The organism is Microbacter margulisiae (genome assembly GCF_014192515.1).
Lineage (GTDB): Bacteria > Bacteroidota > Bacteroidia > Bacteroidales > Paludibacteraceae > Microbacter > Microbacter margulisiae.
Genome location: NZ_JACHYB010000001.1, coordinates 2,077,589 through 2,091,138, shown reverse-complemented (window position 1 = coordinate 2,091,138; position 13,550 = coordinate 2,077,589). Strand labels below are relative to the sequence as shown.

12 protein-coding genes are annotated in these 13,550 nt (G+C 41.4%); 2 read left to right on the top strand and 10 right to left on the bottom strand.

Going from position 1 to position 13,550, the window contains the following annotated elements; genetic code table 11:
* Positions 1–56: 56 nt before the first annotated feature.
* The 10 genes from FHX64_RS08505 to FHX64_RS08460 form a co-directional block, all read right to left on the bottom strand.
* On the bottom strand, positions 57–728 hold the full coding sequence (locus FHX64_RS08505) for a DUF2461 domain-containing protein (protein ID WP_183413346.1): 672 nt from the start codon (positions 726–728) through the stop codon (positions 57–59).
* 42 nt (positions 729–770) lie between these two features.
* Positions 771–1,199 (bottom strand): EamA family transporter, encoded by a 429-nt coding sequence (locus FHX64_RS08500; protein ID WP_183413345.1) that lies wholly within the window; start codon positions 1,197–1,199, stop codon positions 771–773.
* A 100-nt stretch (positions 1,200–1,299) separates the two neighbouring features.
* Entirely contained in the window at positions 1,300–3,315 is a 2,016-nt protein-coding gene (locus FHX64_RS08495) for a TonB-dependent receptor (protein WP_183413344.1), read from the bottom strand.
* An 81-nt stretch (positions 3,316–3,396) separates the two neighbouring features.
* Positions 3,397–4,629 (bottom strand): nucleoside recognition domain-containing protein, encoded by a 1,233-nt coding sequence (locus FHX64_RS08490; RefSeq protein WP_183413343.1) that lies wholly within the window; start codon positions 4,627–4,629, stop codon positions 3,397–3,399.
* A 174-nt stretch (positions 4,630–4,803) separates the two neighbouring features.
* Positions 4,804–6,024 carry a 3-phosphoshikimate 1-carboxyvinyltransferase gene (gene aroA, locus FHX64_RS08485; protein WP_183413342.1) on the bottom strand — a complete coding sequence of 407 codons (1,221 nt, stop codon included), beginning with the start codon at positions 6,022–6,024 and terminating at the stop codon, positions 4,804–4,806.
* 63 nt (positions 6,025–6,087) lie between these two features.
* Entirely contained in the window at positions 6,088–7,425 is a 1,338-nt protein-coding gene (locus tag FHX64_RS08480; RefSeq protein ID WP_183413341.1) for a DUF6242 domain-containing protein, read from the bottom strand.
* A gap of 225 nt (positions 7,426–7,650) precedes the next feature.
* Positions 7,651–8,892, bottom strand: a complete 1,242-nt coding sequence (locus tag FHX64_RS08475) for a glycoside hydrolase family 27 protein (RefSeq protein WP_183413340.1) — start codon at positions 8,890–8,892, stop codon at positions 7,651–7,653.
* Between the two features lie 368 nt (positions 8,893–9,260).
* Positions 9,261–9,872: a bifunctional nicotinamidase/pyrazinamidase gene (gene pncA, locus FHX64_RS08470; RefSeq protein WP_183413339.1), complete on the bottom strand. Its 612-nt coding sequence runs from the start codon at positions 9,870–9,872 to the stop codon at positions 9,261–9,263.
* Entirely contained in the window at positions 9,869–11,272 is a 1,404-nt protein-coding gene (locus tag FHX64_RS08465; RefSeq protein ID WP_183413338.1) for a nicotinate phosphoribosyltransferase, read from the bottom strand. The genes pncA and FHX64_RS08465 overlap by 4 nt, the downstream gene beginning before the upstream one ends.
* A 12-nt stretch (positions 11,273–11,284) precedes the next feature.
* On the bottom strand, positions 11,285–11,986 hold the full coding sequence (locus tag FHX64_RS08460; RefSeq protein WP_183413337.1) for an aspartate/glutamate racemase family protein: 702 nt from the start codon (positions 11,984–11,986) through the stop codon (positions 11,285–11,287).
* Between the two features lie 188 nt (positions 11,987–12,174).
* On the opposite strand from FHX64_RS08460, the gene FHX64_RS08455 reads away from it, so the two are divergent.
* A complete protein-coding gene (locus tag FHX64_RS08455; RefSeq protein WP_183411864.1) occupies positions 12,175–12,564 on the top strand; it encodes an ISAon1 family transposase N-terminal region protein in 390 nt (129 codons plus the stop codon).
* Positions 12,565–12,574: 10 nt separating this feature from the next.
* Entirely contained in the window at positions 12,575–13,522 is a 948-nt protein-coding gene (locus FHX64_RS08450) for an ISAon1 family transposase (protein ID WP_425487950.1), read from the top strand.
* Positions 13,523–13,550 lie beyond the last annotated feature (28 nt).

Below are 13,550 nucleotides of genomic sequence, written 5' to 3'. Positions count from 1 at the left end.
GACTCCCATTTTTGACAAGGTGATATTCCAAAAAAACTCCTTTTCTTCTGTAAGGCTTATCGATTGTGGAGCTCATCAATCGTAAAATTGATAAATTGGTTCAATTTTACGGAATGTTGAAAGAGTGCAAGTAGCTCTGGAATTATATCCTTTTTTTCGTAGAATGTATCCGCTAACGGATGGCTAAAGGTGTAATGTTTGTATTTAAGCCAATCAGCACCCGGCACATCGGAAGGAAATCCCTGCGGCACTTTCTTTAATTTCTCTTCTTCGAATTGATTTGGAAAATATTGCATTATATTTCCGGTAATCTCCTCCCATTCGTCCATGTTTTCCAATATTGCCTGACGAATGGCTTTCAGGATATCTTTGTCCGGGCAATAAATGCCATTGCTTATGAAACATCCATCAGGTTCCATGTGCAGATAATACCCCGCACGTTCGCTTTTTCTTCCACCCGCGGCAGCCATGTAAGCTCCAAAATGGGTTTTATAGGGTGTTTTATCAGGAGAGAACCGAATGTCGCGATAGATGCGGAAAACGCAATTTTTGGCGTCAACTCCTTTCATTTCAGGATCGAATAAAGCGATACCGTCGATGATCTGTTGTGTGAACCGGAGAAATTCCCGTTGCAGACCGGAGACATGTTCTTTGTTGGCTGTAAACCATTCCCTATTGTTGTTTTCCTGTAATTCCCGTAAAAAAGGGATAATTGCTGATATAGACATATGTAGAAATATTTTTGTATGAATTGTTGAATAAATGCCTGCTTACAAAATTAGCACTATTGTGCCACTAATGATCAGCAAAGCTCCCAACGCAATCTTCCAGGTAATCACCTCTTTTAAAAAAACAGCAGAGAGGAGAAGAGTAATGGCTACGCTCATTTTATCGACAGGGGCCACTTGTGACACTTTTCCCATTTGGAGCGCTTTGAGATAGAACATCCATGAGAGCCCGGTTGCAAAGCCTGACAACCCTAAAAAAATCCAGTTCGACTTATTTAACTGGGTAATCCCAATGTTTTCTCCACGTGCGAACACAATTCCCCAAGCGATGAACAGAATGAAAACTGTCCGGATTGCCGTAGCTAAATTGGAATTAATCCCCCGGATGCCAAGTTTTGCCAGGATTGCAGTTAATGCTGCAAATGTGGCGGCCAGTAATGCGAAAAACCACCACGTATTGAGCCATTTCATTTTTTGTGAGTTGTTTGAAAGAACCGTCGTTTCCTTGACAAAGGTAAAAAAAAGCCCTTACACATGGAAGGGCTTTTGGAAAATTCTGGGGAGCAAAACATTAGATTTTAACCGTTAGTCCCACTTTAATCCAACGTCTGGGCTGGGGTAGATTGCCATAGTCGAAATATGTCGTGTTGAACAGATTGTCGGCTTCTGCAGATATCTGGTAACCAGGTCTCTCCCACATCAGCTTCAAATCGCACAACCAATACGGATTGAACGGTGTTTCCTGGTTTGTTGTAGCGTCAAGATATGTCCCGGCACGGTCATGATAGCTTAGCTGCCAGGCAGCTTCCAATGATTTCCAGATAGGGTTGACGAGTCGTATCCGTAATTCATTCCTTAAATAATCCGTTGCGTAGAGAGAGACATAATTACTGCTGCTCTTGGTTACATCGAGATAGGTGTAGTCGACATGAATTGTCTTCACCCACGGGAGCTGAGGACGATAGTCAATTGCCAATTCGGTACCCATTGATTGAACATTGGTCAGATTTTGGCTGTGCCATACGGTCTCTGAAGGCAAACGAACCCAGTCAATGATGCGATGTCCGTCACGCTGGAAGAATGCTGCGCGGATAGTCCAGTTACGGGGTGTCCAAAGCAAGTGTACGTCGGTATTGAACGCTTCTTCGGGTTTGAGTTGCGCATTCCCTATCTGAGTGGGGCTGGTATAGTAAAGATCTGTAAATGTTGGTAACCGGTAGGAATTATGCAACCAGAATCCCAATGTTATATTTTGGGTGAAAGCATAATCGACATTTCCTCCGGCATAAACATGAAACCCGAAATCATTGTTCCCGCTGCCGAGGATACCGGCACCAAGCGTCCATTTGTTAATGTTTTTCACCTGCTTTAATGAGAAAGAGGCATATTGACGCAATGCGCCCCGAGTAAACACATCTTTTCCGCTGTAAGGGTCGTATACGGGATGAGGCAGCGGATTGCCAAGGGCATTGCTGAAAATATGTTCCGAGCGTAAATCTCCTGCTAATGTTGTGGTTCCGGCTATCCATGAATAAGAAGCCTGAAGGGATGCTCCGAAAATATCAGTCAAATGATAATTTGGTCCGATGAACAAAAGAGTATCCTGATCCGGATACCGGAACAAGGTAAACATGTCATGGTGCCGGCGATAGTAGGCATTGGCAGAAAGGAGCCAATGTTGCCATTGTTTTTTATATTGCAAAGAAGCTATCAGTGTCCGGGTTTGTTCATATTGATCGGGAAAACTTGGAGAGTAGAAGCTGTTGGCTCCAAAGTCTTTGCTTTGTGCTCCGAGCTGCATCATCCATTGTCCCGAATGTTGTGTGAGATACCGGATATTGGAATAGGCATTGAATATTCTGAAGTCGGTATTTGGTGCATAGCCACTGCTTTGTGTTCCATTGATTCCTGCAGCGATGCGCCATTTGCCACTGTTCACAAAGCCATATGCATCAGTCTGTTGGTAGTTGTGAGCTCCTGTTGAAAGGTGGGCAAACAAGGAGGTTGGAAAAACCTGCCGGGTTATAATATCGATTGCACCGCTGAAAGATATGGAACCAGCCGTCCAGGCGCCCGGGCCATAAAGAATTTCGATGCGTTCGATGAGATGAATGTCGATAGGAATGTCTAAATCGAAGTGTCCTGTTTGGGGATCGGTGAGATTTACACCATTGAGAAGAACGGCGGTTTGATCGAAAGTGCCACCGCGAAGGCTTATATCCGCCTGTACATTATCCGTTCCGCGGGTTCGCAAGTCTATGCCTTGCACATAATTCAATAATCCTTGCAGATCTTGTACTGCCGCTTGCTCAATGTCTTTACGGGTTAAGACGGCAACTACTTTGACCAATTGTTGGGTAGTTGGCGGTAAATCGCTGTTCACCTGCACCTCCTGTAATTGTACGGCAGAGTTGTTGTCTGTCTTCTGGTAGGCTTGCGATAAAACAGGTTGATTACTTGCCGTAAGCATAGCAGCGCCTAAAACACCAATTTTGACAACAATGTTTAAACTGTTGAACACAGCGTAAGGCGTTCGTGTCCATCGTCGAAAGCAAGGAAGTGCTTTCATTTTTTTCATTTTTTTCATGATCATATTATTTTAATTAAACAAAAAAGCAAGCTCGTTGTTGAGCTTGTTAGCGATTGTGTTTTTTACAAAAGGGGTTAATTATCTAAAGAAAAGATAGGCAACAATAATAGCCGTGATGGCTCCTGCCAGGTCGGCAAGCAAACCGGCGGAAATAGCATAGCGGGTTTTGTTGATACCTACAGAACCAAAATAAAGGGCTACAATATAGAAAGTTGTATCTGCAGCTCCCTGGAAAATGCATGATAAATGGCCGGGGAAAGAATCTGCTCCATATGTTTTCATCGTTTCAACCATTAATGCTTTTGCTCCGCTTCCGCTTAAAGGTTTCATCAAAGCATTCGGTAATGCGGCTACAAAATCAGTATTCAGATGCATGGAGTGAAATATCCAGGCAATCCCGTTGATGAGTAAATCCATGGCTCCTGAAGCTCTGAAGGCGCCAATGGCCACCAACATCCCGACTAAATAGGGAATGGTTTTCAATGCGGTTTCAAAGCCCTGTTTTGCTCCTTGAATAAAAGCTTCGTAAACATTGATTTTCTTGATCAGCCCTCCGATCATGAAAGCAGCGATGATAGAAATCAGCAAAACATTTCCCACAATGCTCGAGACCATCGTCATTTGTTGTGGAGTTAGTCGTGAAAATCCATAAACAAGAAGGCCGATCCCTATCGTTAAAGTTCCCAGCCAACCCATAACAGTACGATTCCATAAGTTAAGGCGTTGCCGGATGCCTACATATAAAATGGCTGTTAATGTTGCGGCGTAAGTGGCAATTAAAATGGGGAGTAAAACGTCCGTGGGATTTTTAGCTCCCAAAATGGCGCGTTGTGCCATGATGGAGATGGGCAAAAGTGTCAGTCCTGCCGTGTTCAATGCCAGAAACATGATTTGGGCATTGGAGGCAGTTTCTTTGTTTGGGTTCAGTTCCTGCAGACTTTGCATAGCTTTCAAGCCAATAGGAGTAGCAGCATTATCGAGGCCAAGCATATTGGCTGAAAAGTTCATCACTAACTGACCACTTGCCGGGTGACCCTTCGGAATTTCAGGAAAAAGTTTTTCAAAAAATGGAGCGACAAGACGGGATAAAAAACGAATGGCGCCGGCGCGCTCCCCTATATTCATCAAGCCCAGCCAAAGCGTCATTACTCCGGCCAAAGGTAACGCAATATCCATGACTGAGAATTTTGCCATGTCGAATGTGGCGTTTACAATACGTTCAAAAACCGTATAGTCACCAGTGAAAATAAACTGGATGCCAGCAACAAGAAAGGCAATCAAGAAAAACCCAATCCAAATGTAGTTTAACATAGATAGCGTTTACAGGGTTTACTGTAACGACGTTATAATTGATCAAAATGCCGCTACTCTGTAGAATAAAATGCAAAAGTAACGTTTGTTTTTTGTAGCGGCAATATCCCAAGGTTATTGTCCTTTACAAACAAATGACAATTTACGGCAAAAGATAAAAAGAAATGCTATTTGCTATTTAGGTTGAATTAAAAATCCAACTTGCTCTACGTCTTTCCAAAAGTTTGGATATGATTTGCTTACTACTTCAGGATGAGCAATGATGATCTGATGTTTTAGTGCCGCGATAGCAAGTGACATGGCCATCCTGTGATCGTCATAAGTCTCAATCACAGCAGGCACATTAAATGAAGTTTTTGTTCCATTCCATTCTAAAACGCCTTCTTCAGGATCATTGATGATATATCCTATTTTCAATAATTCGGCCTTTAGAGCAGCGATCCGGTTTGTTTCCTTGATAATCAAACTTTTCAAGCCTTCAAAACGAAAAGGAATATCCAGCAGACAACATGTAACCGCAAATGTTTGTGCTATGTCAGGCTGATTGACAAAATCGTAAGAGAGGAATGTTATTTTTTCTCCTGTTGAAAAGATATGAACGCTGTGCTCCGTAAATTCTGAGTGAACGCCTAGTAATTGAAATAATTCAACTACTTTTGAATCGCCTTGCATGCTGTCTTTTTGCAGACCTATAAGGGTCATATCACTATCGGGCATCAAAGCTGCCATACCATACCAGTAAGAAGCAGCCGACCAATCGGATTCAACAACAAAAGATGTTGGATGATAAGGCTGAGGTTTTATAATAATATGTTGAGTCTCCCATTCAGCTTTTACTCCAAATGATTCCATCATTTTCAGCGTCATATGAATGTATGGCTGCGAAATAATTTCTCCATTCAATGTGAGCGACAAGCCTTGTTGCATTGTGGGGGCAATCATCAGCAAGGCTGAAATAAACTGGCTGCTAACGTTACCTTCCAGTGTGAGATTTCCCCCTTGAAGGGCTTTCCCTGTAATTTTCAAAGGAGGAAATCCTGTTTTTTCAAGATAACGGATATCTGCTCCAATGGCATTAAGCGCTTCGACCAACAATCTGATTGGCCGTTGTTTCATACGTGCGCTTCCTGTTAATGTCCAGACCCCTTCCTGAGTCGCAAAGTAAGCAGATAAAAAACGCATGGCAGTTCCTGCTGCTCCGATATCTATTGTGTGGTGGTCTTTTTGCAAGGCTTTTTGCATTACCGTTGTGTCGTCACAAGTAGCAATTTTGGAGAGGGGTAATGTATTTCCAGCCAAAGACGACAAAAGCAACGCACGATTGCTTATGCTTTTGGAAGTTGGTAAATCAATGGTTCCCCGAAGCCGGGTAGGAGGGGTAAGTGCGTACATCATGCCAAAATAAAACACAAACTGCTCTATAAAAGAGCAGATTGTGTTGATTTATTTATTGCTTTTTTACATGGGTGGCAGTCCGAATCCAAGGCTGTTAAGCCGGCCTACCCATACCTCTTTCAAGAAATTATCATTAGCGTCTTTGCCTCCGATAATCCAGATGCGATAATTATTATCTACAACTACCGACTGTTTATAACGATATACATAATGAAGTGGCTTTGGAATCATGGTAAGCGAATCGGCTTTTGTCCAGAACAAACCATCGCTTTTTGACCATAACAGGGTGTCATCTTTCAATTGATTGCTTGCCAGCTTTCCTCCCAAGAGTAATACTTTTCCGTTATACCCTGTCAAGGATGCATTACGAATTGCAGGGAAGGATGAAGTTGTCAGTGCAGCTTCAGAGGAGAAGTCTGCCCAACTACTGCCAAGCATATAGCTGAAAATGGAATTTACAATCTGGCCTGAAGCATTGATTCCTCCAACAACCAGAACTTTTGAACTTCCTACAGTTGGCTGGTATGAAGTAGCAGCGAAATCACTTATCGGGAAATTTGCCATGCTACCGGTCAGTGCTTCTCCTGTCAGCCAGTTTGTGCCGTCATTTGAATAACACAGATAATATGTTCCGTTATACTGTTGGATTCCTATTAATTCCGTTCCAATAGCGCTTACTAGTGTGACCAAGGGATAAGAGCTGTTTACGGCGACTGTTTGCCAGGTCAATCCATCTGTGGACTCTAACATCATTTGTCCATTTTCAACAAGGCAAAGCATATTGTTGTATACCACCATTTGCTGTAGATTGACAGTGGCCGGTAATCCACTAAGTGTTTGGGTCGTCCATGATTTTCCATCGGTAGAAGTAAATAGGTGCATCTGTGAACCGTCATTCACATATAACATAACTTCTTCATTGAAATAAACAGCCTTTTGGTCAATAGTTTGGAATGAATAGGAGGGATAGGTACGTTCTTCCCACGTAATTGAATCAGGATCTACCTTGTGGACATTGACCGTTACAACATATTGTCGAATTGTAACCCCGTCCTGAGCATAATTTTTTAGTATCACTGGCCGACTGAAATCAACTGTATCTGATCCGGTGTAAACGCTATCATTAAAATACATACCTGCAGTGGAATAGGCCGTAACTACCGGAATAGCTTGTTTTACGTTCGTTCCATATGGAAGGGAATCAACATTGTATATTGTTCCGTTTGTCTGGTCAATTGTAAAAACAGCTTTTGCCAATGCGGGTACACTGTCACTTTTCAATGAAAAGCTAATAACGTGTCCATCAGTTGAGTAGGTTGGAGTCGTCGTGCTAAGGCATGAATGAAGAAGCAAAAAGCCGAGAATAGCGAATGGAATGAAAAGATATTTTTTGATGGTCATTCGAAAATCATTTTGTACTTCAAGGTTGTTTTGAAACTTATTCCATCCAAACGAGGACTATAACAAGCTACGTTGTGTGTTGGAAATATTATTGTGCAAATGTAGTAACAATTTTTGAGATGAGCGTTTTTCCTTCAAATTTCAAGGTTTTTAACCCTGAATCAAATTGGTATAGATTAGAGAAGCTCTGCGGACACACAAACCGCAAAGCTTCTCCATAAAATATCATCTACGTTTTTTGTATTTCTCGTTTTTTATTTGTTTTGAAAGATATACCATCAGAACATCATGGGAAGGAACCGTGCCTTTTAATGCTTTCTGGGTTGTTCCCATCGCTTTGTTGGTCCATAAATCCACAATAGCATACCGTTGTGTATTGGCATTTAGTTCCCGGTTGGATAGCGTGTCTTTTACTACGTTTGCTTTCCAGGCAAAATCGATAGCTTTAGGTTCAGCCGCCCGGTTCAGGAAACAGATAGCCCAGTCTCCACCTTCCAACGGTTTCATCCATGTTTCCACGCTGTCTTTAACTTCATAGCGCAATGCCTGTATCCCCAATGAATCCTGGTCGACGGCAATGACACCCCGGTTGGTTAAGATCTCACGGGTCTCTTCGCTCATGTGGCGCAGGTCATTTCCTGCGATAAGGGGAGCGGCAAGCATAGCCCACATGGAAAAATGGGCACGGTCTTCATTAACCGGCATACCGTTGCCCACTTCGAGCATGTCCGGATCATTCCAATGTCCCGGCCCTGCATATTGGCGCAAGTTGACTTCTTTGTCGATGATTTGTGTAAATCCCAGCGGAGTCCATTCATGAGGTTTGGGTTTAATGTACCAGCCACGTCCGATATCGGTGGTAGTACGCCATAATTCGGCAATGGGAGCTCCCCATAGCCAGGGCTGGTTGGTTCCCCATTCACACATGCTGAATACAATTGGACGGTGTGTGGCAGCCAATGCTTTGCTCATCGTGGTGTAGGCTTCCCTGGCATTGATTCCTTCCGTGTTGCACCAGTCGTATTTTAAATAATCTACTCCCCATGAAGCATACGTAAGTGCATCCTGGTATTCATGCCCCCGGGTTCCAGGGTATCCGGCACAGGTTTTCGTACCGGCACAGTTGTAAATACCAAACTTTAATCCTTTGGAATGGATGTAATCGCCGAGGGCTTTCATCCCATCGGGAAACTTTTTTGGATCTGCCTGGAGGTTCTGGAGTGAATCACGTGTTGGAGAGAGCCAGCAATCATCAAGTACCAGATACTTGTATCCGGCATCGCGCATGCCGGAAGAGACCATGGCATCGGCCATCTCTTTGATCATTTTTTCGTTGATGTTACAAGCAAATGTATTCCAACTGTTCCAACCCATGGGCGGCGTCAGGGCAAGCCCGGGGTATTTCTGTGCCAAAGCTGCTGAGGCAACTGCTGCAAAAAATAAAAATGTAAATGTGAGTTTTTTCATAATTGATAAGATAAAGATTAAAGAATGTCGATTGTTATGTGGAATCTATTGATGCGATAATCCTTTTAAAGAAAATCTGAATATTGATCTTTTCGTCCAAGCAGCATGTTTGAATTTTGTTTTTGTTGTGTTGCAAATGTATTGATTATTATCATAATCGCTTAATACTATTCTTACAATGAATGATACTTTGTCTGCATGAAGAAGATGGAAAATACTTGTGCAATTAGATGTTTATTTTATATCGGTTTTTTTTCCTACTTTTCTTTATTGATTTATTGTTCGTAATACTGGAATCTCGGTATTAATATGAAAGTGCTTTTGTAACGGAATCGGATAATAAAAAAGATATGAGAATAGCTTTGAAATTATTTTATTATCTGATTAGAGTGAATTATTTGAACTTTCTTTTGTTGAAGTTCTGCTTTAATACGTTTAAATTTTGTACTATCTAACGGTTGTGATGCATTTTCTATCAAGAAGCATGAAAATTCTTCATCTACAGCGTCTGAAATAGTATAATAAACACATATGTCGGCAGCCACGCCGCAAAAATAAAGTTCTGTGATTTTTTTATCTTTTAGATAACCAGTCATGCCAGTATTAATTGCATGATGATTGTCGTAAAATCCGCTGTAACTGTCAACATTGGGGTTCATTCCTTTACGAAAAACAGCAGCGACCAGATTGGTATTGAGTGTAGCACAGAAGGCTGCTCCAGATGTACCTTGTATGCAATGATCGGGCCATAAGACTTCGTTATATCCACCAAGATTTATTGTTTCATATGGTTTCTTATCTGGATGATTCGAAGCAAAACTGATATGGTTTTTCGGATGCCAGTCTTGCGTCGCCACTACGAGGTCAAATGCATGTTGAATATGATTAATAACGGGAATGATTTTGTCAGCTTGTGCTACTGGTAGTGTTCCGCCCGGCATAAAATCATTTTGTACATCGACAATGACAAGGGCTTTCATTTTCTGTATTTTGTTATTAATTTCTCTCTTTCTTTCAATAGGTTATGGCTTAATCCTACTTTGTAAAGATGTGGAAAGTCGAATCGTTTATACTCCTCAGGAAGCTTCTGTATTTGTTCATTGCTGTAGCGGGCTATTTCGGAAAGCGATTGACTTTTTGTGAGCCGGATTCCATTTTCCATTACCTTTTCAAGCAGAGGCTCTTTGTGAAATTTTTCCAGAGAAAGAAATTTATGCGGATAAATAGGATGATACATCATTTTTATATCTTGTTCAGAATCAAGAGTTATTGCATCACATCCTGCAAATTTTCCTTCGTCGTCTGACATTCTGAAAACCTGTTTGCGATGAGGTAAGGTGATTTTACTTACATTTTCGGAGAGTTTAATGCGAGGTTTATCGTTGGCACAAGCCAACTTGTAAACGCCGTCTAATGCTGCATCGGGATGGCCTGTTACCAGATTTGTGCCAACTCCAAATGCGTCTATCGGAGCATGTTGATCCTGAAGACTTTTAATGATATGCTCGTCCAATTGATTTGAGACGGAAATTTTCACATAGTCCAATCCAGCTTCATCAAGCATTTTACGGCTTGCTTTTGATAAATACGCTAAGTCTCCACTGTCTAAGCGAATTCCGTTTATTTTTTTTCCCTGCAACTCCATTTTTTTTGCAACGCGAATGGCATTCGGTATTCCGCTCTTTAGCGTGTCATACGTATCCACCAAAAGAATGCAATTATCAGGATGTACTTCTGCGAAATCCATAAAAGCTTCGAATTCATTATCGTATGTCTCGATATAAGAGTGTGCCATTGTGCCTGATAGAGGAATATCATAGTCGCGTCCTGTACGCATATTACTGGTTGCATCAACCCCTCCAATAAAAGCGGCTCGGCTTGCATAGTAGCCAGCTGCTCCCTGTGCTCGCCGAAGTCCGAAATCAATCAGTCTCTTACTCCCGGCTGCCTGACGCATTCTGCTCGATTTGGTTGCAATAAGAGTTTGAAAATTAAGGATATTAAGTAACAGCGTTTCAATGATTTGTGCTTCAATGATATTCCCTTCTACTTGCAGGATGGGTCTTGTTGGGAATACGAGATCTCCTTCACGGGAACTGTAAATGGTTCCTTTGAATCGATAGTCTTTCAGAAAATGAGTAAAATCGGGATGAAATCCTTTTTCGCGTAAAAAATCCAGATCAAATTGATCAAATTTTAAAGTTTCCAACGTTTCGAGTAAATCTTCCAGCCCCGCAAACACAGCGTATCCTGAATTAAACGGTAAATTTCGAAAGAAATAATCGAATATAACGTGCGTGTCTTTGTGTCCTTTCAGGAAATAAACCTGAGACATTGTCAATTGATATTGATCCGTATATGTAGCGGAATAATTAATCATACGTTTTGTTGTTTATAAATCTGAATTGCAGTAGTCTACAATTGATTTGACGTGGATTTTCGTTGTGTTCAGTATCGGAATGCCTGCATACGAGGTTTCGGCCAGAATTAAAGGAAGTTCTGTGCATCCCAGAATTAAGGAATCGATTTGGTTTGTTTTGACCATCCTCTCGATGATTTTAATCAGAATTTGGCGTGTGTCGTCTCTAAATATTCCCAATTCTATTTCAGTAAATAGTTTTTGATGTATTATTTGTTTGTCGTTATCACAGGGCATAATCACTTCAATACCACGTTTCCTGAAAACATCAGAGTAAAAAGTTGCGTTCATTGTGAATGCTGTCCCAAGCAATCCACAGCGCTTGAATCCTTTCTTTTGAGCTTCGTCACATGTTACTTCGATAATACTGATAAGAGGGATCGGTGATTTTGCCTGGACTTGGTCAAAAACCTGATGCGGTGTATTGGCTGTTATAGCAGCAAAATCTGCTCCTGCATAGTGCAGCCTTTTAATTCGGTCGACCAAATATGTCGTGGCTTCATCAAATTTCTTAGAGTCCATCAAGGTTAAGAAATTTGACATGTTTACACTGATAAGAATGATTTCAGGATAGTTTAATGCTCTGTCTTCAGCTTTGTATGCATTGATGATTTCTTTGTAGTAATCTACTGTGGCTTCGGGGCCTAATCCTCCGATAATTCCTATCTTTTTCATTTTATTGGGGTTTGAGAGCATTTAGGCTTCTTAGTTGTGTTGGCAAAAGGAGCTAAACGACAAATTATGCATTCCGTGCCTGCAGTGACGGAACTATTTATAAGTGGACAAAATTACCGCTTTTTTGGGGGAATTGGGGATCAATCGGAAAAGTTGTGTTAGAGGATAAAAAATGATAATTTTGTTTCATGGAAAAAGAGACAGAATTAAAGTCAGCGGAACATCAGTTGTTGGAGTTAATATTGCCAGAAGGGATTCTGGAGTATTTTGAAATAAAATCAGTTAGGAACATTGGGATAGGTTATGCGGTTTATCTTGAAGAAAAGCCTGATATTCCTTCAGAGTATGCAGGAGAACCTCTTCGTTGTCATGGCTTTCATCAGGAACAAACCATACATGATTTTCCAATACGAGGAAAGGTATTTGATTTGAAGATTAAGTGTCGAAGGTGGTTGAATGCCAATACAAACCAAGTGGTTAGCCGAAATTGGGAACTTACGGCAAAAGGAACGCGATTTACACAGGAATTCGCGGCTTTTTTAAAAGAATTACCTGGATACTCATCCCATAAGTGCTAAATCCCTTGCAGTGCATTATTATCTGGATGGCAAGCAGTTGCAAGAGCAATACAAGGACTATCTGAGTGATTATCATCAGTGGGATCAAAAATCTCATGCTCACCAATGGCTGCTTTATCCGGATAATGTAGGCCGCTTCTTAAGTATAGATGAAACCAGCTTGTCTAACGGAGAACTATATACTATTGTCACCAACAAAGCGGCAAAAGGAGGTAAAGGAACCATTGTGGCTATGGTTCGGGGAACTAAGGCAGAGGATATTGTCGCGGTTCTCAACAAGCTGCCAAAGCGTGTCAGGTGGAAAGTCCGGGAAGTTACCATGGATATGGCAGCCAATATGGAATACGTGATCAAAATTTGCTTTCCCCAAGCCAGTAGAGTGACCGACAGGTTTCATGTTCAACAGTTGGCTTATGATGCCGTTCAGGAGCTCAGAATTAAACATCGTTGGAATGCACTGGACAGGGAAACGATCGATATGGCATTAGCGAAAGCCTGCGGAAGGAAATACAATCCACCGGTTCTGGCAAACGGAGACACTCTCAAGCAACTACTGGCGCGTAGCAGATATTTGTTGTTTAAGAAACCCACAGCATGGACATATTCTCAGAAAACAAGAGCTGAAATTCTTTTTGAACTGTATCCTGACCTAAAGAAAGCATATCATTTTTCCTTGCAATTGGGGGCTATTTACCATCAAACAAAAGACAAAGGAGTAGCTTTTGCTAAACTGGCACAGTGGTATGATAGGGTTGATAACTCAGGTATTTTGTCATTTGGAAGCATCACCAGAACCATTCAATCACATTATTTGACGATCCTGAATTATTTTAATCACAGAAGTACAAATGCTTCTGCAGAATCATTCAATGCCAAAATCAAAGCTTTTAGGGCATCTTTCAGAGGCGTGAGAGATGTGAATTTTTTCCTTTTCAGACTAACAAAAATTTATGCTTAATCAACAAAAACACAACTTTCCCGATTGA

Coding starts and splice junctions, on each gene's coding strand:
- FHX64_RS08455 (WP_183411864.1), top strand. CDS start 12,175: ATGGAAAAAGAGACAGAATTAAAGTCAGCGGAACATCAGTTGTTGGAG.
- FHX64_RS08495 (WP_183413344.1), bottom strand. CDS start 3,315: ATGAAAAAAATGAAAAAAATGAAAGCACTTCCTTGCTTTCGACGATGG.
- FHX64_RS08505 (WP_183413346.1), bottom strand. CDS start 728: ATGTCTATATCAGCAATTATCCCTTTTTTACGGGAATTACAGGAAAAC.
- FHX64_RS08480 (WP_183413341.1), bottom strand. CDS start 7,425: ATGACCATCAAAAAATATCTTTTCATTCCATTCGCTATTCTCGGCTTT.
- FHX64_RS08465 (WP_183413338.1), bottom strand. CDS start 11,272: ATGATTAATTATTCCGCTACATATACGGATCAATATCAATTGACAATG.
- aroA (WP_183413342.1), bottom strand. CDS start 6,024: ATGATGTACGCACTTACCCCTCCTACCCGGCTTCGGGGAACCATTGAT.
- pncA (WP_183413339.1), bottom strand. CDS start 9,872: ATGAAAGCCCTTGTCATTGTCGATGTACAAAATGATTTTATGCCGGGC.
- FHX64_RS08490 (WP_183413343.1), bottom strand. CDS start 4,629: ATGTTAAACTACATTTGGATTGGGTTTTTCTTGATTGCCTTTCTTGTT.
- FHX64_RS08500 (WP_183413345.1), bottom strand. CDS start 1,199: ATGAAATGGCTCAATACGTGGTGGTTTTTCGCATTACTGGCCGCCACA.
- FHX64_RS08460 (WP_183413337.1), bottom strand. CDS start 11,986: ATGAAAAAGATAGGAATTATCGGAGGATTAGGCCCCGAAGCCACAGTA.
- FHX64_RS08475 (WP_183413340.1), bottom strand. CDS start 8,892: ATGAAAAAACTCACATTTACATTTTTATTTTTTGCAGCAGTTGCCTCA.